Source organism: Bradyrhizobium sp. CSA207, from assembly GCF_029051685.1.
Taxonomy (GTDB): Bacteria; Pseudomonadota; Alphaproteobacteria; order Rhizobiales; family Xanthobacteraceae; genus Bradyrhizobium.
The window spans coordinates 185,420-210,685 of record NZ_JAACFT010000010.1; the positions used below are offsets into that span (position 1 = coordinate 185,420).

25 protein-coding genes are annotated in these 25,266 nt (G+C 58.1%); 10 read left to right on the forward strand and 15 right to left on the reverse strand.

What is annotated here, in order from left to right; translation table 11 throughout:
• Positions 1-78 precede the first annotated feature (78 nt).
• Genes rfbA through rfbC form a run of 4 tightly spaced genes read right to left on the reverse strand, consistent with a single transcriptional unit; the run spans position 79 to position 3,502 of the window.
• The gene (rfbA, locus tag GWG65_RS13735; protein WP_275196094.1) at positions 79-966 is read right to left on the reverse strand and encodes a glucose-1-phosphate thymidylyltransferase RfbA; all 888 of its coding nucleotides are present in this window, start codon (positions 964-966) and stop codon (positions 79-81) included.
• Positions 875-1,864: a dTDP-4-dehydrorhamnose reductase gene (gene rfbD / locus GWG65_RS13740; RefSeq protein WP_275196095.1), complete on the reverse strand. Its 990-nt coding sequence runs from the start codon at positions 1,862-1,864 to the stop codon at positions 875-877. Before rfbD ends, rfbA begins: the two co-directional genes overlap by 92 nt.
• A gap of 7 nt (positions 1,865-1,871) precedes the next feature.
• A complete protein-coding gene (gene rfbB, locus GWG65_RS13745) occupies positions 1,872-2,930 on the reverse strand; it encodes a dTDP-glucose 4,6-dehydratase (protein WP_275196096.1) in 1,059 nt (352 codons plus the stop codon).
• Positions 2,931-2,944: 14 nt separating this feature from the next.
• Entirely contained in the window at positions 2,945-3,502 is a 558-nt protein-coding gene (gene rfbC / locus GWG65_RS13750) for a dTDP-4-dehydrorhamnose 3,5-epimerase (RefSeq protein WP_275196097.1), read from the reverse strand.
• Between the two features lie 350 nt (positions 3,503-3,852).
• On the opposite strand from rfbC, the gene GWG65_RS13755 reads away from it, so the two are divergent.
• The 3 genes from GWG65_RS13755 to GWG65_RS13765 all read left to right on the forward strand — a co-directional run bounded on the left by GWG65_RS13755 (position 3,853) and on the right by GWG65_RS13765 (position 9,851).
• Positions 3,853-6,189: an AAA family ATPase gene (locus GWG65_RS13755; protein ID WP_275196098.1), complete on the forward strand. Its 2,337-nt coding sequence runs from the start codon at positions 3,853-3,855 to the stop codon at positions 6,187-6,189.
• 49 nt (positions 6,190-6,238) lie between these two features.
• Complete coding sequence (locus GWG65_RS13760) at positions 6,239-8,272, forward strand: hypothetical protein (protein WP_275196099.1); 2,034 nt, start codon at positions 6,239-6,241, stop codon at positions 8,270-8,272.
• Between the two features lie 109 nt (positions 8,273-8,381).
• Entirely contained in the window at positions 8,382-9,851 is a 1,470-nt protein-coding gene (locus tag GWG65_RS13765; protein WP_275196100.1) for an exopolysaccharide biosynthesis polyprenyl glycosylphosphotransferase, read from the forward strand.
• Positions 9,852-9,920: 69 nt separating this feature from the next.
• Here the strand turns inward: GWG65_RS13765 and GWG65_RS13770 are convergent, their stop codons facing one another.
• Entirely contained in the window at positions 9,921-10,289 is a 369-nt protein-coding gene (locus GWG65_RS13770; RefSeq protein ID WP_275196101.1) for an H-NS histone family protein, read from the reverse strand.
• Between the two features lie 728 nt (positions 10,290-11,017).
• Between GWG65_RS13770 and GWG65_RS13775 the strand changes: the two genes are divergently transcribed.
• Positions 11,018-11,404 carry an H-NS histone family protein gene (locus GWG65_RS13775; RefSeq protein WP_275196102.1) on the forward strand — a complete coding sequence of 129 codons (387 nt, stop codon included), beginning with the start codon at positions 11,018-11,020 and terminating at the stop codon, positions 11,402-11,404.
• 77 nt (positions 11,405-11,481) lie between these two features.
• Here GWG65_RS13775 and GWG65_RS13780 read toward each other — a convergent pair whose 3' ends face one another.
• The 3 genes from GWG65_RS13780 to GWG65_RS13790 all read right to left on the reverse strand — a co-directional run bounded on the left by GWG65_RS13780 (position 11,482) and on the right by GWG65_RS13790 (position 14,109).
• On the reverse strand, positions 11,482-12,561 hold the full coding sequence (locus GWG65_RS13780; protein WP_275196103.1) for a nucleotidyltransferase family protein: 1,080 nt from the start codon (positions 12,559-12,561) through the stop codon (positions 11,482-11,484).
• The gene (locus GWG65_RS13785) at positions 12,548-13,669 is read right to left on the reverse strand and encodes a serine/threonine protein kinase (RefSeq protein WP_275196104.1); all 1,122 of its coding nucleotides are present in this window, start codon (positions 13,667-13,669) and stop codon (positions 12,548-12,550) included. The genes GWG65_RS13780 and GWG65_RS13785 overlap by 14 nt, the downstream gene beginning before the upstream one ends.
• A 194-nt stretch (positions 13,670-13,863) precedes the next feature.
• Entirely contained in the window at positions 13,864-14,109 is a 246-nt protein-coding gene (locus GWG65_RS13790) for a hypothetical protein (RefSeq protein WP_275196105.1), read from the reverse strand.
• A gap of 345 nt (positions 14,110-14,454) precedes the next feature.
• Between GWG65_RS13790 and GWG65_RS13795 the strand changes: the two genes are divergently transcribed.
• The 3 genes from GWG65_RS13795 to GWG65_RS13805 all read left to right on the forward strand — a co-directional run bounded on the left by GWG65_RS13795 (position 14,455) and on the right by GWG65_RS13805 (position 16,333).
• Entirely contained in the window at positions 14,455-14,604 is a 150-nt protein-coding gene (locus tag GWG65_RS13795) for a hypothetical protein (protein ID WP_275196106.1), read from the forward strand.
• 223 nt (positions 14,605-14,827) lie between these two features.
• Positions 14,828-15,043 carry a hypothetical protein gene (locus tag GWG65_RS13800; RefSeq protein ID WP_275196107.1) on the forward strand — a complete coding sequence of 72 codons (216 nt, stop codon included), beginning with the start codon at positions 14,828-14,830 and terminating at the stop codon, positions 15,041-15,043.
• Positions 15,044-16,108: 1,065 nt separating this feature from the next.
• The gene (locus GWG65_RS13805) at positions 16,109-16,333 is read left to right on the forward strand and encodes a hypothetical protein (RefSeq protein ID WP_275196108.1); all 225 of its coding nucleotides are present in this window, start codon (positions 16,109-16,111) and stop codon (positions 16,331-16,333) included.
• 425 nt (positions 16,334-16,758) lie between these two features.
• On the opposite strand, the gene GWG65_RS13810 is transcribed toward GWG65_RS13805, so the two are convergent.
• The 3 genes from GWG65_RS13810 to GWG65_RS13820 form a co-directional block, all read right to left on the reverse strand.
• On the reverse strand, positions 16,759-17,166 hold the full coding sequence (locus tag GWG65_RS13810) for a hypothetical protein (RefSeq protein ID WP_275196109.1): 408 nt from the start codon (positions 17,164-17,166) through the stop codon (positions 16,759-16,761).
• 1,062 nt (positions 17,167-18,228) lie between these two features.
• Positions 18,229-18,717, reverse strand: coding sequence for a hypothetical protein (locus GWG65_RS13815; RefSeq protein WP_275196110.1), 489 nt, complete (start codon positions 18,715-18,717; stop codon positions 18,229-18,231).
• 454 nt (positions 18,718-19,171) lie between these two features.
• Positions 19,172-19,702 carry a hypothetical protein gene (locus tag GWG65_RS13820; RefSeq protein ID WP_275196111.1) on the reverse strand — a complete coding sequence of 177 codons (531 nt, stop codon included), beginning with the start codon at positions 19,700-19,702 and terminating at the stop codon, positions 19,172-19,174.
• 239 nt (positions 19,703-19,941) lie between these two features.
• On the opposite strand from GWG65_RS13820, the gene GWG65_RS13825 reads away from it, so the two are divergent.
• The gene (locus GWG65_RS13825; protein ID WP_275196112.1) at positions 19,942-20,100 is read left to right on the forward strand and encodes a hypothetical protein; all 159 of its coding nucleotides are present in this window, start codon (positions 19,942-19,944) and stop codon (positions 20,098-20,100) included.
• Positions 20,101-20,200: 100 nt separating this feature from the next.
• Positions 20,201-20,359, forward strand: coding sequence for a hypothetical protein (locus GWG65_RS13830; RefSeq protein ID WP_275196113.1), 159 nt, complete (start codon positions 20,201-20,203; stop codon positions 20,357-20,359).
• Positions 20,360-20,581: 222 nt separating this feature from the next.
• Here the strand turns inward: GWG65_RS13830 and GWG65_RS13835 are convergent, their stop codons facing one another.
• Both GWG65_RS13835 and GWG65_RS13840 read right to left on the reverse strand, forming a co-directional pair.
• Positions 20,582-20,797, reverse strand: coding sequence for a hypothetical protein (locus tag GWG65_RS13835; RefSeq protein WP_275196114.1), 216 nt, complete (start codon positions 20,795-20,797; stop codon positions 20,582-20,584).
• Positions 20,798-20,958: 161 nt separating this feature from the next.
• On the reverse strand, positions 20,959-21,273 hold the full coding sequence (locus tag GWG65_RS13840; RefSeq protein WP_275196115.1) for a hypothetical protein: 315 nt from the start codon (positions 21,271-21,273) through the stop codon (positions 20,959-20,961).
• A gap of 581 nt (positions 21,274-21,854) precedes the next feature.
• On the opposite strand from GWG65_RS13840, the gene GWG65_RS13845 reads away from it, so the two are divergent.
• Positions 21,855-22,370: a MarR family transcriptional regulator gene (locus GWG65_RS13845; RefSeq protein WP_275196116.1), complete on the forward strand. Its 516-nt coding sequence runs from the start codon at positions 21,855-21,857 to the stop codon at positions 22,368-22,370.
• Between the two features lie 3 nt (positions 22,371-22,373).
• Here the strand turns inward: GWG65_RS13845 and GWG65_RS13850 are convergent, their stop codons facing one another.
• Both GWG65_RS13850 and GWG65_RS13855 read right to left on the reverse strand, forming a co-directional pair.
• A complete protein-coding gene (locus GWG65_RS13850; protein WP_275196117.1) occupies positions 22,374-24,011 on the reverse strand; it encodes an ATP-dependent acyl-CoA ligase in 1,638 nt (545 codons plus the stop codon).
• Positions 24,012-24,053: 42 nt separating this feature from the next.
• Complete coding sequence (locus tag GWG65_RS13855; RefSeq protein ID WP_275196118.1) at positions 24,054-25,211, reverse strand: ABC transporter substrate-binding protein; 1,158 nt, start codon at positions 25,209-25,211, stop codon at positions 24,054-24,056.
• Positions 25,212-25,266 lie beyond the last annotated feature (55 nt).

Here is a 25,266-nt window from a genome sequence, read left to right on the forward strand (position 1 = left end):
ATTTTAATTCTATTTTAAACTGCTCGTCAATTCAATGAGCATACATTTAACGTAGTTCCAAACATCGACTGAGTGGCGTCATTGCGAGGCGAAATGCGGTAGCCGAGTGATTTCGTTCAGATATCTGCCGTAGCCGCTCTTCTCCAACGGTTGCGCCAGCGCGAGAAGTTGATCACGATTGATGAAGCCAAGTCTGAAGGCGACCTCCTCGAGGCAGGCAATCTTCATTCCCTGTCGCTTTTCCAGGGTCTGCACGAACATCCCGGCATCGATGAGCGACTCAACCGTGCCGGTATCCAGCCAAGCGAACCCCCGCCCCATGCGCTCAACATGTAGCGTATTGGCCGCAAGGTAGCGCATCTGAAGATCGGTAATCTCGAGCTCTCCGCGCGACGATGGCTCGACGCGTCGAGCGTAGCGGACAACGCGATTATCGAAAAAATACAGCCCGGTGATTGCCCAATTCGAAGCTGGCCGTCTGGGTTTCTCCTCGATCGATACTGGGCGGTCCGCCTCATCAAACGCGACGACGCCGTAACGTTCCGGGTCCCGCACGTGATAAGCAAAAACTGTTGCGCCTTCCTCACGTCCTGCCGCCCTGGAAAGCAGTTCGCTCAGGCCATCGCCAAAGAAAATGTTGTCGCCAAGCACCATCGCCACACGATCGTTTCCGATGAAATCGGCACCAACAATGAAAGCGTCCGCGAGACCGGCGGGACGGGTTTGCTCCGCGTAGCTGAGCCGAATGCCCCACTGGCTGCCGTCCCCCAGCAACCGTTCGAACTGACACCGGTCTGAAGGCGTAGTGATAATCAGAATTTCGCGGATCCCTGCCAACATCAGCGTCGACAGGGGATAGTAGATCATCGGTTTGTCATAGATCGGGAGCAACTGCTTGCTGACCACGCGCGTGATCGGATAGAGGCGCGTTCCGCTGCCGCCGGCCAGCACGATTCCCCTCAACATCGGTTTCTCCTTCTCCGACTAGCTGGTCGAGACAGGCTTCGAGTGAATGGCGCCAAGGTGCCAATCGAATCCCGAACACGCGTTCGGCCTTGGATGAATCCAGGCGCGAGTTCCGTGGCCGACGCGCAGCGGTCGGAAGCTCTTCAGTCGTGATCGCCTCGAGCGCCGGAATCCGCGCTCCACGACGGGAAAGCTCGTCGAAGATCGCCCGCGCAAAGTCGTGCCAGCTTGTCTCGCCTTGACCGGCGAGATGAAAGATGCCGGCCGTGGTTCTCCGATCGTCCGTTACTGACCGTTCTGCGATCCGAAGGACGGCCTCCGCGAGGTCGAATGCGTAGGTCGGATTTCCATGTTGGTCCCCAACAACCCTTACAATCGGCTGCGTCTTAGATAGCCGCAACATCGTTCGAACAAAGTTGCTGCCGTAGGGGCTGTAAATCCACGAGCATCTGATCACGGTCGCGAGCGGATGCGCGGCCAACACAGCAGCTTCGCCGGCAAGCTTCGACGCGCCGTAGACATTCAGCGGGGCGGGAATGTCACTTTCCTCGTACGCATCCGGTTTTGCGCCGTCGAACACATAGTCGGTCGAGAGATGGATCAGCGGAATGTTCATCTGCCACGCGACATCTGCCAGCGCCGCCGCGCCATCGCGGTTGATGCTGAACACTTTCGCTGGTTCGGATTCGGCCTGATCAACCGCCGTATATGCGGCCGTATTGATGATTGCAGACGGTGCGATCGACGCGATGAGCTTGTGGACACCTTCGCGGTTCTCTAGATCGAGTTCTCGACGCCCGAGAGCCACCGCAGGCAGACTGCTCATTGCAGCGAGATCACGAAGACACATTGCCAACTGACCATGCCGTCCGGCAATGAGGATGGGTCGATCTGTCATCTTCACCTCAGTGTTGGGCAGCCAGGAGACCGAGACGCGAGCCGTCATAGACACCGCAGCGAGCACGCTCCCACCATGCACGGTTTTTGAGATACCATCCGACGGTTTCGGCCAAGCCCTGTTCGAAGGTTCTCGTCGGTTCCCAGCCAAGTTCGCGATGTGCCTTTGACGCGTCGATTGCATAGCGCGCATCATGTCCCGGACGATCCGGCACGAAAGTAATGAGAGATCGTCTCGCTCCCGCGCCCGGAGACAATCGATCCAGCACGTCACAAACCTGGGTGACTACCTCCAAGTTGGATCGCTCGCCATCTCCGCCGAAATTGTACTTCTCGCCCGGTCTTCCTTCGTACAGCAGTCCTATCAAGCCGGCGGCATGATCATCGACGTGAAGCCAGTCGCGAATATTTTTGCCGTCGCCGTAGACCGGCAGAGGCTTCCGGTCGATCGCATTGAGGATCGTCAGCGGAATGAGCTTTTCCGGGAACTGGTACGGCCCGTAATTGTTGGAGCAATTCGATACGATGACCGGCAGACCGTAGGTTCTGAACCACGCGAGTGCGAGGTGGTCCGAGGCGGCCTTGCTCGCCGAATACGGCGAACTCGGCCTGTAGGGCGTGTCCTCGCGAAACAGGTCGTCCGGGCCCAATGAGCCGTAGACTTCGTCTGTCGATACGTGGATGAAGCGGAACTGCTTCCGCCGCGGAAACGGCAGACGTTCGTAGTAAGTCCTGGCAGCCTCCAACAGCGTATAGGTGCCAACTATATTGGTGTTGACGAAGGCGTCGGGCCGGGTGATCGAACGGTCGACGTGGCTTTCGGCGGCCAGATGTATGATCGCGTCCGGCTCGTAGTCGGCGAGCGCGAGATCCATAACCTCGCGATCGCAGATGTCGGACTGCAGGAACGCATAAGACTCCAGTCCCTCGATGCTCGCCAGCGAAGCCAGGTTGGCTGCGTATGTCAACTTGTCGACGTTGATCACTGCGGCACCGGTCTGCTGCACCAAACGGCGACACACCGCAGAACCGATAAATCCCGCTCCGCCGGTCACCAAGATACGCATTCTACCCATCTCCACTACTCGAAGACGCAAGCAAGCTGGTTGAGCGCAGGAAGCGTCTGGTCCCGTGGCGAGACCTGAGCCTCTGCGGTTGTCACGGGCCACTTGATCCCCAATGCTGGATCAGCCCAATAGACGCCGCCGTCATGGCTCGGGGCGTAGACCTGGTCGACCTTGTACAAGACGACGGTCTTGGGCTGCAGCGTACAGAAACCATGCGCGAACCCCTTCGGAATAAACACTTGCTCACCGCTTTCACTATCCAACTGGATGGCGATGTGCTTGCCGAAGCTGAGCGATGAACGCCGGAGATCAACAGCAATATCGAGAATGGCCCCGTTCAACACCCGTATGAGCTTCGCCTGGGTGAAGGGCGGTCGCTGGAAATGCAAGCCGCGCACCGTGCCGACCCGATCCGAGCTGGACTGATTATCCTGAACGAAGTCATGCAGGATTCCCTTCTCCGCAAAAGCCGATCGCTGGAAGGTCTCACAGAAGTAGCCGCGGACGTCGGAAAAGCGATCTGTTCGAATTATTTTGACATCAGGGATAGCCAAGGATCGCAGTTCCAGCATTGGGTACCTCCTGCCGGTCCTCAATTTCGATCGGGTTTCACGCAGTGGACCATAACCCTCGATAGAATTAATTTTTTCGTCCGACAATCCGTCTCTAAAAGCTCACATTATTTTCGATGCAAATGCCAGACAGACCACAAGCTTCAGAAATATCATCCATTTTCCAGACGCATGCGTCGAAGCGTGCCTCGTCCTTATTTTTTATCTCATTTCAATTAATAGATGATTTATTTAATTTGGCAAGTAGATTTTTTTAATGTATATAATCTCCCAGCGCCCCGCACGTCCTGCCTGAACGTTGGTCTGCGGGCGGGCGGCCCCAACGTGACCCACCGTCGGACAGGTACGCGATGCTCCAGAACAATCTTCAACACACGGACAGACTGCGGCTGCCGGTGAACGGGCTGGCTCAACCCGCCCAGGCAGACGGCGGAGGAATAAGCGACCTCATCAATTTCGCGGTCGGGCTTCTACGGCGCCAATATCTCGTGATCCTTGTCACTGCTGGACTCGTGACTGCGGCCAGCCTGCTCTATCTCCGTTTGGTGACTCCAACCTATACGGCGCAGGTTCAGATCCTGTTGGCTAATCCAAGGCCCCTATTTGTCCAGCAGCAATCACTGCTCGCCGAGCCGGCTTTCGATCTCAGTCAAATCGAGACCCAACTCCAGCTCCTGAGATCAAAGGCCACTGCAGTCGCGGTAATCGACCAATTGAAGCTGGCGGACGATCCGGACTTTAATGGGTCAGGGCTATCTCTACAGTCGCTCTGGCAGCGAATTCGGTCATGGGCATCGACTGGATCGAGGAAAGATAGCCCGCCCGATACGAAGGGCGAACCATCGGACGCTCTCGTAGATGCATTTCTGAGTCGGCTTTCGGCAGGGCGTGTCGGGTACAGCAACGTCATCGAGATCAATTTCAATTCGAGCAACGCAGCCCGAGCCGCGGAGATCGTCAACGCGGTAGCCAATACCTATGTTGCGGACCAGCTCAATGCAAAGTTCGATGCCAATCGCAGGGCAACAAGCTGGCTGCAGGAGAGGCTGCGCGATCTCGGTGACCAAGCCCTCGCTGCACAACGTGCCGTCGACGTCTACAAGGTCCAGAACAATATCGTCTCTTTGGATGGAAAGCCCATCGACGAGCAGCAGATCACGGAAATCAACAATCGATTGGCTGCCGCACGCGCCCAGACCTCTGAGGCGACGGCCAAGTTGGCTCGGTATGAATCTCTCCTTGCCTCCGATCCGAAAAAGCCGTCCTCGATGATCAATCTGGATGCTATCGGGGCCGATGCGACAAACAGTCAGATCATTACGGGGCTACGCCAACAATATCTGGAACTCACGCGGCGTGAGGCCGAGTTGACGGCCAGGGTCGGTCGCGACCACCTGGCCGTTGTCAATGTCCGTAACCGGATCCGGGAGTTTCGCGTCTCCATTTTCGACGAGGTCAAGAGACTTGCCGAAGTCAGCCGAAGCGAATTCGAGTTCGCCAAACAGCGGCAGGAAGAAATCGAAAAGCAGCTGTCCAAGGCCGTCTCTCAGTCCCGTTCAGTCAATTCTGCTGAGCTGACTATCAAGGATCTGGAGAGCCGAGCAAAGGGCCTGCGGAGCTTGTACGAGACTTTCCTGCAGCGTTACATGGGCTCCACACAGCAGGAGACATTCCCCATCTCGGAAACGCGGGTCATTTTTCCCGCTTCGCCGCCGCCGAGCAAGAGCAAGCCTAAGACAAGGCTGGTGCTGGCGCTCGGCATCCTCGGCGGTCTCGCGCTGGGCATCGGCTTGGCGCTGCTCAGAGACCTCATGGACCGCGTCTTTCGTACCTCTTCACAAGTGGAAACCGTGCTGGAATTGCCTTGCATATCTTTGGTCCCATTGTTACCGGCCCGCAAATCCCCGAAGCCATCAGTTCGTCCCCAGCAAACCGATGATGATGTTCAGCAACGGATAGTTTCGTCGCCGACCGCAGTTCATCGGACCGTGGTCGGGATGCCGCTATCTCGATATACCGAGGCAATTCGTTCCATCAAGCTAGCCATCGACCACAATCCGGCGAAAATCTCCTCCCAGGTCATCGGGATTACCTCGGCCCTACCGAATGAGGGGAAGACCACGATTGCAGCCTCGCTCGCGCAATTGATCGGGCACACCGGCAAGAAGGCCATCATCGTTGATTGCGACCTCAGGAATCCCTCGCTATCTGCTATCTTTGCGCCCAAAGCTGTCGCCGGAATCATCGAAGTTGCGAACGGCAGCCGCTCCCTCGCGGACGCTATCTGGCGGGATCCGACGACCAATCTTGCATTTCTACCTGCCGTGCGGCGGGGACCTCTGCTTCACACCAGCGAAATTCTTTGCGCCGACGCGATAAGCAAGCTGTTCGACCGTTTGCGAGCTGACTATGACTACGTCATCGTCGACCTTCCTCCCCTGACCCCGTTGGTTGATGTCCGAGCCACTTCGTCTCTAATAGACTGCTACATTCTCATTGTTGAATGGGGCCGGACCAAAATAGATGTCGTGCAGCACGCACTGCACACGGCACCCAACATCCACGAATCGCTGATTGGGGCAGTTCTCAGCAAAACGGATACCAAGGCCATGGCTCGATATGACGGACACCGGAGCTACTACTATCATGACAGCCACTACATCCGTTATGGTCTTTCTGGGTCTTGAGGCTGTCTCGTAGCGGCCTCCACGTTCCTCCGGCTAGCGGATCGGCGGAGTGGCCGCACCACAAGATGGTGTTTACATGATTATCCGGCTTGTCATGTTAGCCGAGTTAGTGGCGACTATCGCGGCGCTCGCAATGCCGGAAAGCCTGCAAAGCAGAGTATTAGCATCGTTCGTACTTGCAACAGCCGCGCTAGTTGTAGCGATCTTTCCATCATCCGCCTCCCTCGGGCTCGCCAAGCTGCTCCGGCCTGGTCTCGGCGTTGTACTCGCGGTTCCGGCGCTCTGGATGGCGTCACAGGCAGTGCCGATGCCTATGGGCACACTCGGCAATGCCATCTGGGCAACTGCATCGGCGGCCTTGAACGAACCCCTTGCCGAAATAATCACAGTCGACACCGGGGCGACGATGTTCTCGTTCGCCCAGTATTGCGCTGTGCTCGCCGCTGCCCTCGTCACTGCGGTCGTCACACTTGACCGATATCGCGCAGCGCAAGTCCTGCATATCCTACTGTTGATAGCCACGATCGCCACAGTTATGTGGTTCGGCAAGGAAACTGCTGGTGTCGCCGGGCCCGATGGCTCAACCGTCGCAGTGCTCGGCGTCTTGCTCTCCTGCGCGACGGCAATACGCGCAATCGATCAATTTCGGCGCCACAGTCGGCCAGGAACAATTGGGCCGGCCCCGCTCCCGGCTCTGTCCGCCGCGATCATCGCAATGATTGTCTGCATGGCCGCGCTGCTCATTCGGACCAACTTGACCGCCGTCGTTGCCGCGCTCCTCGGATCAGGAATCCTGCTCTCGATGTTCGCAATTCGCAGGTGGTTCTTGGGTTTGTGGGGTACCGCTGGCGTTCTCGCAACCGCCGTAATATTCTTTATTGCCAGCGTGACGGTCATTCCGTTCAGGACGAACACCGATCTGACGATCGCTTTGTCAACGAGCAGCCAGATCGCGACAGAACGGATGCTACAGGACGTCCGACCGGCGGGATCCGGTGCAGGCGCTTCGACCGTCCTTTTGCCGATTTATCGGGACATCGGAAGCGGTGCCCTGCGAGAAAGGCCAACGGCCGCCGCGGCAATTGTTGTGGATATGGGGTGGGCGTTCCTTTGCGGTCTCGTGGTTGTAGCAATGCTCGGCACTTGTATTCTGATCAGGCGGTCTCTGTCGCGAGCTTACGATTACGTCTACCCAGCCTTGGGCGCCGGCGCTTCGATTACACTGACGGTACTGGCCTTTGCCGACCATGGAATTCTGGATTTGGGCGCATCGCTTTTGATCGCCGCGGTTTTTGGACTGGCATTCGGTCAAAGCGTCCCCAGCGCGGGCCGTGACGCCATATCCCCGGGATCGAAAGAGACTTCAGATTGGATGGCCGGTCCAGCTCCGGCATCTCGCCCAAGATTCGCGTCAGCGCTTGTCACCGCCTGGCCCCGCGTTGCCTTGATGGTTCTTGGTATCGCGCTGCTCGTGCAGGCAATATGGATGGTCTTGCCCGCCTGGTATCTCGGTGGTCATTCTTTGCCGACAGGCGTAGTGACCGCAGCATGGCCGAATGCGACCTCGAAGCCGGTTTCAGTTGCGGCAGCACGTGAAGACCTATGGATCCGAGGGGAATCGAGATCCCTCTGGGATCCGGCATTATCCGCGGACGAGCAAAAGACGGCTCTTCCGGTGGCTCCGAAAGCGTTTGCCCGTGCCTTACGCTCTTCGCCGCTTCGCGGCGACATCTGGCTCATGCTCGCGGCGGCATCGAAGCGCGATTTGACCCAGTCTGACACGGCGGCGATGCTCAAGATGTCCTACTATACCGCGCCGAATGATTTGGATCTGCTTCCGTTAAGGCTATCCGTCGCGCTCGCTACAGATGCTGTGGTACGGGAGCTCGAATTTCGTGACTTGATCAAGCGCGACGTCAGCCTCGTCGTTACGCATCGGCCTACCCTCAGGCCGGCGCTTTTGGCCGCATACCGGTCAGCCTCAGCCGGCGGGAAGGTCTATCTCGAGAGCCTGATTTCGGAGCTGGATCCGTCGTACCTCGACAGCATGCGTGCGCGGAACTCCCGACAGGGATCTCGATAGGATCCTCTGAGCAGTGCGACATATTTAAATAGCTGAAACCAGGACTTTTCTCTTGATAAATCAGGTTATTTAATAATAGATTAAATATTAATTCGCGGGTGTCCTGACGATGAATTTCGTGAACCGACATTTCCCTGATCGGGAGGTTACGGATCGTGTCAGTCCCGGGCCGTCAGTATCCCGCCTGCACAAATGGCCCCTCCGTTACGACTCGATCGAATACGTGGCGCTCTGTGCGGATATTGCGACCATCCTTTTTGCGAGCGTCGTTTCGACGTGGCTGTGCCAAGCCCAGAATGGGTGGGCTGCAGGCGACTTAAGCAACGCACTTGGCTTGGCGCTGGTCAGCGCAGCATGTCTCATTTGCCTCTTGAAGACCCACGGCCTTTATCGGCCAGCTGAGCTTCTCGTTCTCCGAAGTCAGATGCGCGCCGTCTGGATGGCCTGGACGTCATCGTTGCTCTTAGTTTGGGCCGTATACGGCTTTGCCATTCGCCCGGACTCTTCCCAGCAAGCAGTCCCGCTTTTCGCTGTCCTGGGCCTAGGCTTGCTTATGGCTGAGCGGTGGGGAGTCAGGGCGCTGCTCGGAAGGGGCCTGAGCGGCAGGAAATTCGCCAGCACAAATATTGTTCTGGTCAGCGACCAGCCGCCATCGAAAAACGCCGGACTGTCTGAGACGCTGGCGATGCATGGTTATTGTGTCCGGGGCCGGTTCAGCTTGCCTCCAGTCGGCTTCGGTCCTGCCTGTCGAAGGCGGCTCACTGCTCGCGTGATTGACTACATTCGCGGTTCCGAGCTCGACCAGGTGGTGGTGGAAGCGAACCCGGAGCGATGGCCCGAACTTCGGGCCTTCGTTGCCGACTTGCGGGTCTTGCCGTTACCGGTCGTGTTCGTGCCGGTCGGTACGACATCCGAACTGCTTCGACATCCTACGCGAAGTCTTGGAAGTGCCGTTTGTGTTGAACTCCAGCGTGGTCCTCTTACGCCGCTGGACTGTGCGACCAAGCGAATGATTGACCTTTTCGGCGCGGGGCTCGCCTTGACGATATTTGCCCCGCTGCTTGTGCTGGCCGCGCTTGCGATCAAGCTGGATTCTCCCGGCCCCATATTCTTTCGGCAACAGCGCTGTGGCTTTAATGGCCGGATCTTCCTGATCCGCAAATTCCGGACGATGCATGTGCTCGAGGACGGGCCCGCGATCCTTCAGGCCCATCGCGTCGACCGTCGCGTCACCCGCGTCGGCAAATGGCTGCGTCGGACAAGCTTCGACGAACTGCCACAGCTGTTAAATGTTCTCGACGGCAGCATGTCGCTGGTGGGTCCGCGTCCTCATGCCTTGGCTCACGACGGAGAATTTGACAAGCTCGTGCGGAACTACGCCCTTCGCCGCAGGGTCAGGCCAGGATTGACCGGATGGGCCCAAGTCCATGGTTGCCGCGGTCCGACCCCCACAGCTGTCACGGTCGAAACACGCGTACAATACGATCTCTGGTACATCGACAACTGGAGCCTTCGGCTTGATCTCGTAATCCTGCTGCGAACTCCCATCGAAGTGCTGCGGGGACGCAACGCCTATTAGGGGCACAGGATTACAGCGCTGTGCCGACCAGTTGACCTCAACCATCCCGTCGATCTGTGCAGAATTAGGTCACGCGCGCTGACGGAGCTTCGGACTTGCATCTCCTATCCGAAACTCCTCAATCCTCCGGCCAGACTTCATGGCGGCAACCAGCCATCGCGGCCGCTTGCCACGCCCCGACCAAGTCTCGGACGTCTGGGGGTTCCGGTATTTCGGCAGCACCCGCGGATATTTGCGTCTCGCTTTGGCGGTCGGAGACACGCCCGACCCGCTTGAGTCCGCCAAAACAGCCATCCCGCCCCCAAGAACCGCCAGGCGCTTCTCCAGTTCGTGCTTTTCTGCCTTGATCCGATCCGACAGGATCCCGCTAATTTCCTCATGAAGCGACCAGAGATCGTCAAGGGACATTGATTCTAATTCGAGTTTCTTAGCTGACATGTTCGCACCCTGTAGTTGCGCCCAACTTAGTATTACCCGGATTGATATTAATCAAGACGGTGATTGCGATTTACCCAGGAAAATGTATGGAACCGAACTTAAATTCGCCTTCCAGATAACTGCGTCGCAACAGTCAATCAAGCCAAAAAAATGGGCTATCCGCATAATTTAATTGCCGGACGGGGTAAATTCACACTGGCTGCGTGCAGCCATGGAACCATTCAAGCGATAACCCCGGACGTGACGGAAACGGGGACCACATAAGGCGGCCGCAGGGCAATCGGCAGCGCAGTATTATCGATAAATATGGTTGGCGCGTAGGCTGTCCTTCGTTCTGGGAAGTCTCGTTGTTGCGCGCCTTCGCAATGCGTACCCCGGCGCGAATAACTCAATATCCCCAGCGCTGGTCGCCTGAGCTCGATTTTGCCTTCAGGTCCAAACGTCCAACGGTGCAGCCGGCAGAAGGATGCTCCGACTGCATCTTGAAGACGCCCAACCGGGAACTCGATTGAATATCCCCTCTTTTTGCGCTGCAGCAAGTCGTTGATCTGCCTATCCCCATTTAATAAAATAACTCTCGCAATAATTATTAAACAATATATTATTTATTTGTTTGTCACGTCAATTTGAAGCACTGACTTTGCCCATCGTTGATTCGCTACTCGGGGAACGATGCTCGAAAGCTGAGGATGACAGATGGCTCAGGCGTCAGTCGAACGGTGACGAGAATGCTGCGTCGGCAAGATCTCGAAGCCATGGACTTTGAGGAACTTTGGCTCCTTCACGAAGAGCTGACCAAAATACTTGCTGAAAAGATCACAATCGAGAAGCGGGAGCTCGAAAAACGTCTTGCGCAACTCAACCAGCCGGATCAATTCGGTGAAGCTGAAAGCGGGGCGGCCAAGGCGGGAACGGGCCAGCCGCCGCGCCGCAAATACCCGAAGGTGTTGCCGAAATATTTCAATCCACTCCACCCGGCAGAGACTTGGTCGGGACGCGGTAAACGGCCTCGCTGGCTAGTTGCCGCGCTCCAATCCGGGCACACGCTCGAAGAGTTCAGGATTCGCGAGAACGGCGAGTCGTCCGATCGGAATGCTGGTGGTCAAGGGCATTAGCTCTGCGCAACTGCAGAAATGTCGGTTGCCTGAAAATGTTTGGCCCTGCGAGGGCGCTCGTGCGACCGTTGCTAGCTTTAAACCTTTCCCACACGAACTGCGGTGGCCGCCCTCAACAGAAACTGTAAGGTGCCCGTTCTTGGTACGGACCACAATCCAGGCCGGCGCATACCGGTTTGCGTGTAGTCAAAGGTCGCCTGCCTCCGGTAATTTCTGAGGTCCAGGACCGTCATTGCGAGGAATGGCACACGTGTGGCCGGAAAGCGTGCTTGCATCAATTGTCGCATGAACTGCAGACGAGGAATCAGTCGGGAGCGCATCGAGTGCGGGATCTCGACCCCAAGCAGCGCAGCGAGAGCGAGCAGCTGGGTTTCGACTGCGTTCTTCATCAATTCGCCCGAGACATGAGAGGCAAGTTCCTGCCAGTCCAAGCCCTCGACGGAATTGTTCAGGTCGCGCAACTCAACGAGATGCCGCAGATCGAGCTCGCCAAGCCAATAACCGTAGTCTTGAAACTGATCATGGATGATCAACATGAGCGCTCGATAAGCGGGCGTCGGGACGTATACGCTTCCCCGCCCCAGCAGCGCGGGGACGCAGTGTTTCAGAGCATCTCCGCGGCCAGCATAGAGGTGCGCGGGGCCTGGAGCGGCTCGCTGCAGATCGATGGTTCCGACATCCCGCGATCGACTTAGCTCGACATACCACTTCCGGCTTTCGGGGCGCGCTTGATCATGAATTTCATAGCCAATTGCGCCCAGAGCGGCGACAGCTCTTTCAGCTTCGTCCGGCATGACCATAATATCCAGATCGGACATCAGCCGAACTCCTCGCCGCTCGACAGGCGCGGTGGCTAGCGTTGCCGCACCCTTGAGCAACACCGGCGTAACTCCCTGGCCGTTCATCGCAATGACGGCCTCCTCCAATTGGTCGGCCAACCGCTCGTTGCGCAGCACGTTTCGGCGATAGATCTGGCGGATATACGTGCAGACGTCCTCCGGCAACACCGATGCAAATTGATCGACGAAGTCAATGAGCGCAGGCGTCGTTAACGTCTGGTTTGCGAGCCCGATTACGGAGGTCCACTCCACTTCGACGGGCGGCAAGCCCCGCAAGCAATTGCAAAGGCTCGTCAGTGCCGCACTATGCCTTGCCATTGCACAAGTCCACCAGCAGCCGCCGAGCCTTCGCCGATTCGGAATAGGTAAGTTGAAACGATCGCGCGCCCGCAACGATCCGCTTCAAAGCAAAAAAGCCGGCCTGCGACAGCTTCCCGTCCGCGGCAAATGCGCCCTCAATGAGCCGTTTGATCGAATCAAGATGATCCAGCGAGGTCAGCTCGACTGGGCCGCTTGCAACCCGGTTCAGAAAGATGATCCAGCTGGCGGAAAGGCATCCATTGTGCGCATCCGGGATCGGCAAATACCGCACCTCGGCGCCGTCGGACCGGCAATGCGTCACGCCGTTCCAATCGCCATACAGTCGCGACAGCAACTCCCACGACCCCTTCTTGAGGGTGAGAGCAAATGGGACGCCGCAGATCGTTCCGTCAGCCCCAATCAGCGCAACGTCGTCGCCGGCATACTGAAATCCAGCGTCCACCAGTTCAAGTGCAAGGGTCGATTTGCCGGCTCCCGGTTGGCCGCACAGCAGCAAGCCCATGCCGCACTTCGCAAGAGAAGCGGCGTGGAGCGCGAACGCCCACTGATCGCTTCGGATAAGTCGCTCGGTGATGTGAGCTTTGATTGTAGGTGCCAGAGCTGCAGCTTCGCATCTATGGATGCTCGCGTCATTCCCGCGGAAGAATACTTGATCGTCCAGCACCATTGTCTCGATCGCAATATCCTCCTGCCCGCCGCTGTCGTCCGGAACACAAAATAGCGAAATCACCCGTTGCAAGAGGTCCAAATTTGCAGCCCGGACACTGATCCTGCGCTGACCAAGCACCGTTGAGAAGGCGCAATTGGCCGACATTCGCCAGTCGAGGTCGAGCAACCCTCGATCGATCCAGATGTTCATCGCCTGCCACGTGAACTGGCGTGCTGCGTGCTCGTCAATGCCTAGCTGGCCGAGTTCCTGATGGACGTCTTCCAAAGAAGCGCCTTGTGCCAACTTGCACCAGATGAATGCCCCCACCTGGTCCAGCTCATAGATCTTCTGCTTTGTCTCGCTGAAAAGCACTGATCGACCGTCCAGCAGCGCGAAGACTGCACCCGCGGCGGGTCTCAACACCATCTCTGCCGATGTTTTTTCCAGCATGGCCATGCCCAATATCGACGATATCGCCAAGGTGTCGGTGGTGACAACATCCTGCGATGTACTATCCGGCGCGTTCAAACGAGCTGCAGTTGCCAAGGAAATTCAGCTTGATCGCCGTACTGCAGCGATGCAAGTCCACATCCGGCGCTGGTGCACATCACCAGACTGCGCTTCGTTTCGAAATGACCATTCGGCCCCAGTCACGCCGCCAGCTGACTACCCCCGCTCACCCCAGATGGAGAAATATTCAACACTTGTTCTCCGAGAAAGCTCGCCCGCGCGGTCAACCGGTGAGAGTCCAGCAAATACCGGTAAACTTCGCGATCAGCACTCCGCTCTCTTAGAACGCGCTCCTTCTCGCCGATGCTCGCCAATTCCTCGCGCATTTGGGCCAACTGCTGCGCAGCCGAGGTGGAGTTGTGCTTCTTCTGGACTGATTCCCGCATCGTCTCCTCCGACCGAAAAAATCAAGGAAAATAGCTTACGTCATTGACAGCAATTAACAATGAGATTTATATCAGTAATTTATAATAAAAATTTATTTCATGTTTGAACCGGATGCAATCATTCAAATACCAAGAGAGAGCGCGCCCCGGGTCGAAACGACGACCAACGGGTGAACGGTGTTGTTGACCTCGCCGCGATGGGCTTGGCCTCTTCAGTGGTACTACCACCGGCGTGCAGGACAGCACCAAATAAAAGTTGCCTAGAGTCGCAAACCAGACCGACAGCGCAAGGCTTAATTTGCAGGATTAAATTCTAACTAGGAATATTTCGTTGACGAGAGTGGAGTGAAGCCGGTGATCGAGTTAGCCAATTTGCCCATCATGGGCGGCATGATCGTCTTCGTCGCGAGCGGCACAGCGCGCACAAAACCTCCACCGGCTCAGATTGGCCCGTTTTCAGTGGCGTTCCAGGAGCTTTCGAGGGCGGCCACATAATCAACACCCCGCGCTGCCGAGCCAAAGACCGGCAGCATCCAAGGAATCGCTCAAGCAGCGATCCGGCCGGTTGGAAAAACGCCGTCACGAGCAAGCCGCCCTTGCTCGAACAAGCGCTCCCAGTGTGCGATGCCCCCCAAGTAACCCGCACTGAGATGACGACGCACTCCAGCCGGCCGGTTCTCTTCGATTCAACAACGAATAATTTCCTAGGGAGGCTCACATGGGTATGATCATGGTCAAATGTCCGCAAACTGGACGCGTGATTCCTACTGGTATTAGGTCCGACCGTGAGACTTTCCTGCGGAGCGTTGTGTTTTATGGCAATACTCATTGCCCGGTCTGTCGCGCCAACCACAGCTGGTTCGCTCGTGAGGCCTGGGTCGAGGAGCCGGTCGTAAGGCCCAGGGAGATATTCGGTGATGCGCCGCTGTGCTGATGCGTAGCGGGCTTCGGTACAAGCGCAGAGCCGAACTGATTAGCATTACACGAATTCGGGCGGACCGCCTCATTTGGCACCACGCGTGCGGAGCTGACCTGGAGCGGCATTGCCGCCGCACTGGCTCAGAACTGAGCTTCGTAGGGACTAGATGCGCTCAATCATGTCGCAGCACTCATCCAGATTCTTCTTTCGAGGCAGGTATTTCTGTCACGGCTTGCTGGAGGGATGCTCCGGAGGGATGCGAAATATTCTGGCCTATCGTCGTAAAGCGAACTGACGGCCTCATGAACCGCGCGTTAAGCGTCACACCGGCAGGTCGTCACAAACTCAAGCTTCCGGTCGCTGATCCCGCAAAGACCTGTTTGGGGGTGTTGTAGTGAGTAGTGGGGGTTGCAGCCGCTTGGCTGTTCTGCGTCAAACGGCGATGGAGCTGGTTAGCCTGCTTGCTCAATTGCAGAGGCTTCGAGAGCAAGTGCGAAGGGCGGAGGGCCGAAGCCTCGGAGAAAGAGGGAGATTAGGGTCGGCGTCGCGGATGCGAAGGCCCCGATATGGGACGAGTTGCCGCACACGGGTCCAATGATAGCGAGCGGCGCGCTCAATTTTCAGCGAGCTCGAAGGCGATCGTTTCAAAGATCGACGTTGAAGTCCCCGATCACCCTTTGGCACAGCTCCAAGCCGCTCGATCGCTCCCAATGGGGCGCCCGCGCTCAGCAGAGGTTCAAGGCAGGCCAATGCGAGTGAAGCCCTGTGACTGTGAAAGGCTGCACTTGGATCCGCCATTGCGTCTCTTTCCGGCTCTGACCGAGATCAGCCATGAGCGGCATGCTGCTGATCATGTCCCGCACCTGAGTTGGGTTTAAGCTCTGACTTTTTTACCTGTCTATTTAGTTTTATGAAGCAGCGCTTCATCTGAAGAACGATTTGAAAGCAAAGCGGAAGTCGTGAGCTTCCTAATCGTATCGGTAGTAACGCCATGGAAGGCGAATTTAGTTCTTCGACATAATTATAATTAATCCGACGCAAAACAGAAAATAAGGTGGGGAAAACTAATGGGAGGAGTGGATGGAGACCGTACGCCGCTTGCGCGCGATGGCGTCGCTGTGCCGACAGACTTCTGCGCATCATCCGGATCGAAGCTGGAAGCTTCTCGCCGAAGCCGAGTTCTGGGAGCACTTGGCCAATGACATCCTTCGCGAGCATTTCGAACAATGCACGGCCGGCTCCTCGCTTGCACCAATCGGAGATGATCCGAATGCCGCGGAATCGAGCACGCGCATCACCGCGTGAATGCTCTCGCCTATCTCCATACGCTCCGCGGCCATCTGCCGGGCCTCAGCCCTCTTCAAGGCGTGTTATAGAGAACCAAGCCCTGCCGGCGTCTTCCGGCTAAAGCACGCTGACGCACAACAACCGGTCGTTCTCCGATCGTTGCTGCTCATCACACGCCCTTTAGCATCCGCCATCTAAAACGGCAGTCCGACCCTGGACAGGAAGATTGTTGTACTGGTCAACCGACAGTGCCAAAGGTTCAAGCACTGAGGTCTTTCGGCATGGCCCGGCGGCGTTCCGGCCGGGAATTGAACAGACGGTCCCGTCGTTGCCAGTCCAGATCAACCAGACAGCACGCTCATTTCGAATGAGCGGCCCGGCGCCATGGAGGCCTGAGCAGGTCGATGCCGGAGCGCGCTCGCTGCCCGGCTCGGCCGCTCAAACTACGGAGCTCCGTTTTTCAGGTCGGGAATCCGCTTGTGCGAAACTGTCGTTCGCCGCTGGATCTGCGCTTTGGCGTCCAGCACTTTTTCCCCAGCTCGTGCGGCGCGCGGCTGGCTGACCTGGTCCGAGAGGCTGGAGCCCCTCCCGAATGTTCCACCGATATTTCCGTCGACCTCCGCTGCCGATCTTTTTCGGTTAGGTGACGGTCCAATGATCATCTGCTCCTCGTTGCTCGTGCCGGAGCCAATAGCTCCGATCGGCAGACCATTTTGAGCGTGGCCAGCGCCGGTATTTCTTTTGGCCTGCGCCGCCGCTCGCGACTTCGACGTGGCGGGTTGAACGTTTGGATTGTTCGATTGGGTGTTGCGGTTCAGGTTTGCACCGGTGCCGACGTCTTGCGTCCCCATTCCTGGAGGCGCCGACGGACCAGAGTTGGCGCTGCTCGCATTCGTGCCCATGCCGGACGGCGCTGACCCGCCAGTGTTGGCGCTGCTCGTGCCCGTCCCACTGCCGGCCCCCGCGGAGCCCGCCATTGCACCGCCTCCTTGGGCCAGGGCCAGCACAGATACGCTCGTGATAATCGCAGCGATGAGCGAAGGGATTCGGTGGAGCATTGGACCTCTCCCTTTCAAGGGAAGGTGACCAGCCGCCACGGCCGATCGAGAAAGTTAGATTAATAAATATAAATAATTAACTTTAACTTATAATATGGCCCAATTTTGTTTATCGATAATCTCGATTGGGAAAACGGAGCGGCCCATTCATGTCGCGGATGGGGGCACAAGCGCCGATGCAGGCACGGTCGGGCCTTGGATCGCCCGTTCGCCGCGGAGACGTGTGGTAGCTGTGCGCGCACGTGCGCAACAAGGGTCGATGTGGATTGCACCGACTATCCTGACGATAATGTGGGTATTGGCGATACCCGCTCCCGCGGGGCAGCCAAATCGGCCGGCGATCGATACCCATGCCATTACGACGCACTTGCGCGGCGCGACGGGCTCGGGGGAGCGGCGCCCGGCGCAGCTGAAACAATCCGCCGACACGAAAATTCTGCAGCTCGCACAAGCCAATCAGCAATGCCGAGCAGTCACGGCAAGGCCCTGGAACAGGAGAGGGGTAAGGCAGGCGAGCCTCGGACAGGAGCACGATCGTACCAACCAGCTGGAGGAGACGTTCGCGACGACGCGAGACGAACTCGAGAAACAATCCCGGCAGATCGCGCAGGCAACCGAAGAAACGCGCAGACCAAGCGAATGGCGGAGAATACCTCCGCCAAACCGAAGCTCTCTTCAAAGGAAGAGCACGAAAAAGGCAGCTGCGCTGGCGAAATAATTCTCGTCGGCGCGTTCCAAGCTCTTCGCGTACGAAGCGCAAGCCACAGCAAACGTAAGTTCTGGTGTCGCATTTGTTGACCACGCGCCTAAGTTATTGCTCGCTTTTCCCGAATCGGGGCTTCAGACTTCGCTGCATTAGGACTTACCTTTTTCGGGGAAGTGACGATGGCAAAACCTGCTGTTACTCGCGATGCCTTCCGCAGCTTGTTCGCTTTTATGCAGCGAGGGCTCGTCACGACCACAAGCATGATGGCGAATATTGTCTCTTGAAGCTGTTTGGATCCGCTCAATACATTCCTGATCGGTTGTTGCAGCAGTGGTCGGACGAAGCTGAGCTACTCGGCTCGGAACACCATCAGCAGCACACTGGAGCCGCGCACCCACCAGTTCGCGAATCGTGGTGCACGCTATGACCACGCCAGCGATTTTCTCCACGTGCTGTTGAGAGGCTAAACCTAAAAACACTGAAGAAGCCTGCGTCGGGCTCCGCGAGGTCTTGCAGACCAAATGATAATGCCTCTTGCCTTCGCGCTCGAAAATGCACCAGACTGCTGTTCCAATGCCGGGTAGCCGGCCAATTTTACCGACATAGTGCTCGCATGCCGAGGTCGATTTACCAGCCACTGCATGAAAGGCTGCGAACGGAGAACGGTCAACGTCTCCGCCTGACCTTTTCAGAAATTGAATCGATCTTGGGAAAGCCTCTGCCGAAATCAGCTTATACCTTCACCGCGTGGTGGAGCACACTGAAGAGAGCAGGTCCTCAAGCGAAAGCGTGGATGTCCGCTGGTTATCGTGTCCGGGTTTCAATGAAGCACCGCATCGTCGAATTCTATCGTTCTGACGTGGATACGAACGATCGTCATGGAACGCCTTGGCTGCATTGAAGCTTCCCATGATGGCGGACCAATCAACCTCGATGTTCGGGGCAGATAGCGAGAATAGACCGGCACAGAATCACGTTGTGACTTCAGGGCCGCAGCGAATCCCGCTGCGACCCAGTTCTTGAGCAGGAGCCGCGAGCCCGATGCTCCGGAACGCGGTGAGAAGAACCTAATGAAAACGCTGCGCGATGGCGCTAGGCTGCATGAGGGTTGACGATGGTGTACCCTCTCAGGGAGCGCGGGTGAATTCTCGTTGCGTGCCCACCTGAGTTGGCGTCGTACGCCTTCCAGATGTCGCCGGCGATGTGCTGCTCCAGGACGAAGACGTGCCCACGTCGCGCTGCAACCATTCCCGGTGCTGGCGAGGTGCGGGGAAAGCGCAGCCAATTGGCTGCGAGGTTCAGTTCGGGTACTACGCGACCAAACACTCGTATTGCCGCACCACATCCACAGAACGACTGAGGGCAACCGGCCGGGCGACCGCTGACGATCTCAGTCCTTGATGTCTCCGAGCTGGCCACGGACATCCGTAGGCTAGCAACAGCACTTCGCTGCAGGCCCCGTGCCGGTCCCGTGTATCTCTGCGCCTGCACCAGCGAAGATGAGAAGTCGCATGGCATAATCACGTTGCATTCAGGTGGCGGAGCGGCGCGCAAAGGACGTGCTTCCGAAGAAATGGAGGTCGCAAAAGCGAACACTAACGCTACTACTACTCGACTGAACATGCAGGACTCCGGGTTAATGGCCCTGCCCCAGCGCGCAGAAAGCGTCTTGCAATTTGGCGGAATTAGGTTGCAAAACTCAATTTAAATAGACTTTTACGGCCATATTAAATCAGGCTCGCTGCGGATCGCCGACCTATCCTGATCGATTCTGAATATCGCGCGTGTCAGCGTAAGGAACGTTTCGGTCCGCCCCGAGTCCTGCTTGTGCGACCGATCCTTTGTTGTTCGTGGATCGACAGATGGAAAAGGCAGTCGCCTACGCAATCTCAGCGGCCCTCGTGGGTGTCGGTGTTTTGATACTGGTCATTGGCCTGTCCTCCAGCACGCCCGCTTTGTGGGCAGTCGTCGCGCTCGTCCCGATCACGATCGGGATCGTGAGCGCTCTTGGCCCCGCGTAAGGATGGGGAAAACGGCCGATGGGTCAGATCGCCTGCATTTTCCGAATCGGGCCGGTGTGCACGTTCTCGGCTAGTTTCAGATTCTTGCGGGTACACGCGCGTGAGCCATTTCGTCTCTATGCTTATGCTTGCCCTCGCCCTGACCCTGACCTTGTGCTTCGGGGTGGCGGCCTGGCGCCTGTCGGCCGGCAACGACGCCGAGATCACCGCAACGATTCCGCATGAGGAGTTCGGATGGAGAGCGAGGTCGAACAACTGAACGCCCTTGCGCTCGCCCTTCGGCTACATCCTGGCGAGAGCGTTACGCCGATCTCTTCAGCGATTTCACAACGATGCATTGGAGGGGCGTTTCGCCCTCTTTCGTTCGGCCACCGAAAAATGAAATCTTTCCAGGCTGCGCGATGACAAGCTTGTCATCTCGTAGATCAATCAGAATCGCTGCGGAAAAATCCCGAACAGGCGGCGAGGTCATAGCTTACTATCAGCTATTCTGACGAACGAAGAATGGCATCAGCTTTTCAAAGATTTCCGTCCGAAAGCGATCAATCTCCCAGGTAAGCGCATCGCTAAACCCTGCGGCACACGCATGGATAGTCGCTCGGTCCGCAGTCACTTTGGTGGCCACGCCATTTACGACCACCCAACCTGTCAGGATCTTTCCGTCCCATTCAACAGCGCGACCACAACCCACCGACATGGCAACTCCAAACACAAATAACGGATTGGTCCTATTTCGCACCAGGCAGTTGTCTCACACCCCGCCGCCGTAGCTTGTTCGTTTGTGCTGCCGCTCATCATCCTCGTCTGTGATAAACTTGTGAGATTAGCGCAAACTGAGGCACGAGCAGGCCACCACAATCAACTCCTTCTAACTCTCTCGATGAATTCCAACGCGGCCGGGGCAACGTCATCGAACTCGACAAAGCAGCGGCGCAGCGCATCTGCAATCTCCACGGTCACGTCACGCGACCATCCCTCTGCCGTGTTGAAGACCACGATCCGCGCAGGATGCTTGTATTGGCCTTCCATTATCCGGCGCATCAGCGTCGCTCGACCCGTGTCGTCCTCGGAGGTTTCGCTCCAGGCGCGTCCGAGCCCATCTCCAAAATCCTCGAGCACAAGATAGACGTCACCTGGATCTGCATGGGGCACGATGGAGGGAGAACGAGGCATGATCCCAAACCCTGAAATACCATTTAATTTTATTCTATATTAAACGCTATTAAATCGGAAATTTCAATTGAATTTATGTCGTCCGCTGAGATTTCGATCGGTTGACACTGCCTATTGATCAACTGTTCGACTCCCAGTTTGGTGCAGGCGAGTATTTGGGTTGCTCAATGGGACGCTCGGTCGGTGCCAAATCGGTACGCCGCCAGCTGACCGCGCCCGCCGGTTATCTCGGTTGCCCTGCCCCCGCACGCGCGTCCTGTTGGCGCATGCCGCTGATGCGCCGAACCGCCGTTTGCATCGGCTGGCAATTTCGATCGCAATCTCCTCCCTTTGATTCTGGTCCAGTTATTTTATGCCTAAATTATTTCCTCGCTCTTGGGATCGCCTAATGACGGGTAGCGACGAATGATTATCCGGCGTTGGGTGCGGAGGAACGGGCGAGGAAATCAAACGAATCTTGCGTCCGAGCAAGACGTTCCTGCGCGATCCAGGCCGGCCTTGAATTTAGTTTTGGCACGAACTATTATATAGCAAGTTCATAAGATTGCGCCTTCAACCCCACGAGGCCCAGGAGATTTGATTTGGCACTCGCGAAGGAGTCCCCACCGGCTTCCAGCAAGAACGCGGCCGATGCGGAGGCCGCGTACCGGGCTCACACGCGGCTCTGGCTCCGCCTTCTGGCCTGCACGTCCCTGATCGAGGGGGAATTGCGGCGCCGATTTCGCGAGGAATACGACTTTACGATGCCGCGCTTCGACGTTCTCGCTCAGCTCGATCGGGAGCCAAGCGGATTGGTGCTGGGGGAACTGCCCAAACGGCTGATGGTCTCGGCAGGAAACCTGACGCCGATCGTCGATCGGCTGGTCGAGGATGGCTATATCACCCGTACGCCGTCGAACCTGGACCGGCGCGTACAGATTGTATGCATGACGGTCGAAGGCCGGAAGACCTTCAGGCGAATGGCGAAGAGTCATGGCGCCTGGCTTGCCGAATTGCTGGCCGAATTCCCGGAGAACCGCCTCGAGGGCCTGGTCGGCACGCTCGATGACGTCAAGGGCGCCGTGAGGAATGCCCTGCAACATCGCGAACGGACGTGACGGTTAGCGCCGGACCCGGACGCCGGCGGCTTCGCGGTCCCAGGTCTCCGTCGTCACGCCGGCCTGTTGCAGCGCGCCCTTCCTGATCTTGCCGTTCTCCGTCAGCGGCATCTCGCTCACGAAGCGGACATAGCGCGGAATTGCGAAATACGCGATCCGGCCCTCGCAATGCCTGATGATGTCGGCGGGCTGGAGCGACTGCCCCTGCTTCAGCAGGAGCGCGGCCGCAACCTCATCCTCGCCGAATTCAGACGGCAGCGGATAGATAGCACACGCAGCGACGGCGGGATGCGAGAGGATGAGCTCCTCGACTTCCCAAGAGGACACATTCTCGCCGCGTCGGCGGATCGAATCCTTCATGCGATCGATGAAGCGATAATGTCCGTCCGCATCCCTGACGACGCGATCGCCGGAGTGAAACCACAGATTCCGCCATGCCTCGACCGTCTTTTCCGGCAGGCCGAAATATCCCGTGGCGAATGCAAACGGCTCATTGGGGCGGAGCGCGAGTTCGCCCGCCTGTCCGTCAGGCAGCTCAGAATCGTCTTCATCGACGATCCGGGCCTCAAAGCCGTCGGCCAGATACCCCATGGTGCCCGGACGATCAGAGGGGACTGGGCCTGCGAACACGAAATTGGTCTCCGTCGATCCATAGCCATCAACGAGCGGCACGCCGAACCGCTCGAGAAACGGCCGGTGGACCTGCGGCGGCACGCCGCCACCCAAAGCGACGCGAACGCGATGCGCGGTATCCTCCTCCGTCCGAGCCTGTGCCAAGAGCATGGATGCCATGGCGCCAAGCAGGTAGCAGACGCTCGCATTGTGAGCTCGCGCGGCGGCCCAAAAGCCTGATGCGGAGAATTTCGGCTCCAGCACGTAAGTGCATCCATTCAGGACGGCCTGATAGAACGCGTTGAGGGCATTGGTGTGAAACAGGGGCAGGGTCGTGAACAGTATGTCTCCGTCCCGGATGCCGAGTGCCCGCGCAGAGCAGACGCCCCACCAGAACAGCTGCGCTTGCGGACAGCACACGCCCTTTGCCGGCCCGGTGGTGCCGGACGTGTAGAGGATGGCGACAGCATCACCCGGCCGCACGGCGCCAGCCGGCGCTCCGGACCCAAGAGCCGGCAACGGCACCGAGGCGATCCTTCGCGTCTCCGCGACGGGGCCGATCGTCCATACAAGGGGCGGCAGATCGGCGTCCGCACCGACAGCCTCGATCGCAGCCAGAAACCCAGCCTCGGCAACGAGAAGCGCAGGGCGCGAGTTGCGGAAAATATGCGCGAGCTGGCCCCCGCGCAGCGCCGTGTTGATCGGCACCGCGATGGCCCCGAGCCAGGCGCAGCCGAGATAGATCTGAAGAAACTCCGGCCGGTTCGAGCACATCAACGCCACCCGGTCTCCCGGTTTGATGCCGGCCTCGATCAATTTCTGCGCTGATGCCGCCGCGATCGCCGCCGTCTGTGCATAGGTCCAGCGGGTCTGCCCGGCGACCAGCAGGACGCGATCGCCATAGTGCTCCGCCTGCCGCGTTAGGATGGTCGAGAGCACCCGGTCAGAAGGCGGAAACAGTTCGACCACGCGCGCCCAGTCGGGCACCGCCTGCTGCTGTCCGGCTTGCCCAACGGTCTTGTCCTGCATTCACTGCTCCGTCAAATCCGGTTCGACCAGGCACGCTAGCCATCAAGGCAAGAGCTTGTACTTCCCGTCCTCGATCTGAACGAGGACGCGCGAGCGATCATCAACGCCGTGCCGATCCGCCGGCGTGAAGTTGTAGACCCCTTGTGTCCCCACGACCTCCTTGGTGGCGAACAACGCCTGGCGCAGCGCACTGCGGAATTCCGGCGAGCCCGGCTTGGCACCGCCTGCCATCGCGCGTTTGGCGGCATCGACAAAGACCATCCAGCCATCGAAGGAGTAGGAGGAGAACGAGTCGGTCGGCATCTCGCCGTTCGCCTTCTCGTAGGCCGTCCGATAGGCCAACGAGACCTTCTGAATCGGATTGCTCGCCGGAAGCTGTTCGGCCGCGATCACCGGCCCGGTGGGGCAGATGATGCCATTGGCGGTCTTGCCGGCGAGGCGCAGGAAATCGGCGCTGATCATTCCGTTGTTGCCGTAGAGCGGCCCCTTGTACCCGCGCTCGGACAAGGCAATGGCGGGCAGCGCACCCGGCGTTCCTGTGCCACCGAGCATGATGGCATCGGGACGCGCCGCAAGCGCGCGCAGCACCTGCGCGGTCACCGACGAATCGGATCTGGCGTAGCGCTCGTTGGCGATGACCTTGATGTCCGCCGCCTTGGCGCTCTGCGACAGCGAATCGTACAAGAGATCGCCGAGCGCATCCGAGAATCCGATGAAGGCGACCGTCTTCAATCCGTGCGCCTTCATATGGTCGACGATGCCCTGGACCAGGAGCGACATCGGCTGCGGCGTCTGCACGACCCAGGGTCCGCCCTCGCCGGCCGGAACGGATGCGATCGGAGAGACCGCGATCATGGGCACCTTCATCTCGATCGCGGCGGTCGCCATCGCCAGCGTCTGCGGCGCGCCCGACGTACCCATCAGGATATCGACCTTCTCCTGCTCGACGAGCTTGCGCGCATTGCGCGCCGAAGCGGTGGCATCAGAGGCGTCGTCGAGCTGGATGACGCGCACCTTCTCGCCGCCGATCTCGCCGACATAGGTCTCTCCCGCGGCAATCCCCTTCGCGTTCGGAATGCCGATCGAGGATACCGGCCCACTGAGACCGGTGACGAAGCCGACAAGGATATCGGCTTGTGCGGCCCGAGGAACGGCCAAAATCAGCAGCGTGGAGCCGAGCAGTGATTTCATCGAGATCATGGCACCTGTCTTTCGTGGTTCGTGTCGGTCAATGCCGGGCAAGCGCCATACGCGT

Excerpts from the sequence above, each read along its gene's own strand:
- rfbA (WP_275196094.1), bottom strand. The coding sequence starts at position 966 with ATGTTGAGGGGAATCGTGCTGGCCGGCGGCAGCGGAACGCGCCTCTAT.
- rfbD (WP_275196095.1), bottom strand. The coding sequence starts at position 1,864 with ATGACAGATCGACCCATCCTCATTGCCGGACGGCATGGTCAGTTGGCA.
- rfbB (WP_275196096.1), bottom strand. The coding sequence starts at position 2,930 with ATGCGTATCTTGGTGACCGGCGGAGCGGGATTTATCGGTTCTGCGGTG.
- rfbC (WP_275196097.1), bottom strand. The coding sequence starts at position 3,502 with ATGCTGGAACTGCGATCCTTGGCTATCCCTGATGTCAAAATAATTCGA.
- GWG65_RS13755 (WP_275196098.1), top strand. The coding sequence starts at position 3,853 with ATGCTCCAGAACAATCTTCAACACACGGACAGACTGCGGCTGCCGGTG.
- GWG65_RS13765 (WP_275196100.1), top strand. The coding sequence starts at position 8,382 with ATGAATTTCGTGAACCGACATTTCCCTGATCGGGAGGTTACGGATCGT.
- GWG65_RS13770 (WP_275196101.1), bottom strand. The coding sequence starts at position 10,289 with ATGTCAGCTAAGAAACTCGAATTAGAATCAATGTCCCTTGACGATCTC.
- GWG65_RS13775 (WP_275196102.1), top strand. The coding sequence starts at position 11,018 with ATGCTGCGTCGGCAAGATCTCGAAGCCATGGACTTTGAGGAACTTTGG.
- GWG65_RS13780 (WP_275196103.1), bottom strand. The coding sequence starts at position 12,561 with ATGGCAAGGCATAGTGCGGCACTGACGAGCCTTTGCAATTGCTTGCGG.
- GWG65_RS13785 (WP_275196104.1), bottom strand. The coding sequence starts at position 13,669 with ATGGCCATGCTGGAAAAAACATCGGCAGAGATGGTGTTGAGACCCGCC.
- GWG65_RS13790 (WP_275196105.1), bottom strand. The coding sequence starts at position 14,109 with ATGCGGGAATCAGTCCAGAAGAAGCACAACTCCACCTCGGCTGCGCAG.
- GWG65_RS13800 (WP_275196107.1), top strand. The coding sequence starts at position 14,828 with ATGGGTATGATCATGGTCAAATGTCCGCAAACTGGACGCGTGATTCCT.
- GWG65_RS13805 (WP_275196108.1), top strand. The coding sequence starts at position 16,109 with ATGGAGACCGTACGCCGCTTGCGCGCGATGGCGTCGCTGTGCCGACAG.
- GWG65_RS13810 (WP_275196109.1), bottom strand. The coding sequence starts at position 17,166 with ATGGGGACGCAAGACGTCGGCACCGGTGCAAACCTGAACCGCAACACC.
- GWG65_RS13820 (WP_275196111.1), bottom strand. The coding sequence starts at position 19,702 with ATGTTCAGTCGAGTAGTAGTAGCGTTAGTGTTCGCTTTTGCGACCTCC.
- GWG65_RS13825 (WP_275196112.1), top strand. The coding sequence starts at position 19,942 with ATGGAAAAGGCAGTCGCCTACGCAATCTCAGCGGCCCTCGTGGGTGTC.
- GWG65_RS13835 (WP_275196114.1), bottom strand. The coding sequence starts at position 20,797 with ATGTCGGTGGGTTGTGGTCGCGCTGTTGAATGGGACGGAAAGATCCTG.
- GWG65_RS13840 (WP_275196115.1), bottom strand. The coding sequence starts at position 21,273 with ATGCCTCGTTCTCCCTCCATCGTGCCCCATGCAGATCCAGGTGACGTC.
- GWG65_RS13850 (WP_275196117.1), bottom strand. The coding sequence starts at position 24,011 with ATGCAGGACAAGACCGTTGGGCAAGCCGGACAGCAGCAGGCGGTGCCC.
- GWG65_RS13855 (WP_275196118.1), bottom strand. The coding sequence starts at position 25,211 with ATGATCTCGATGAAATCACTGCTCGGCTCCACGCTGCTGATTTTGGCC.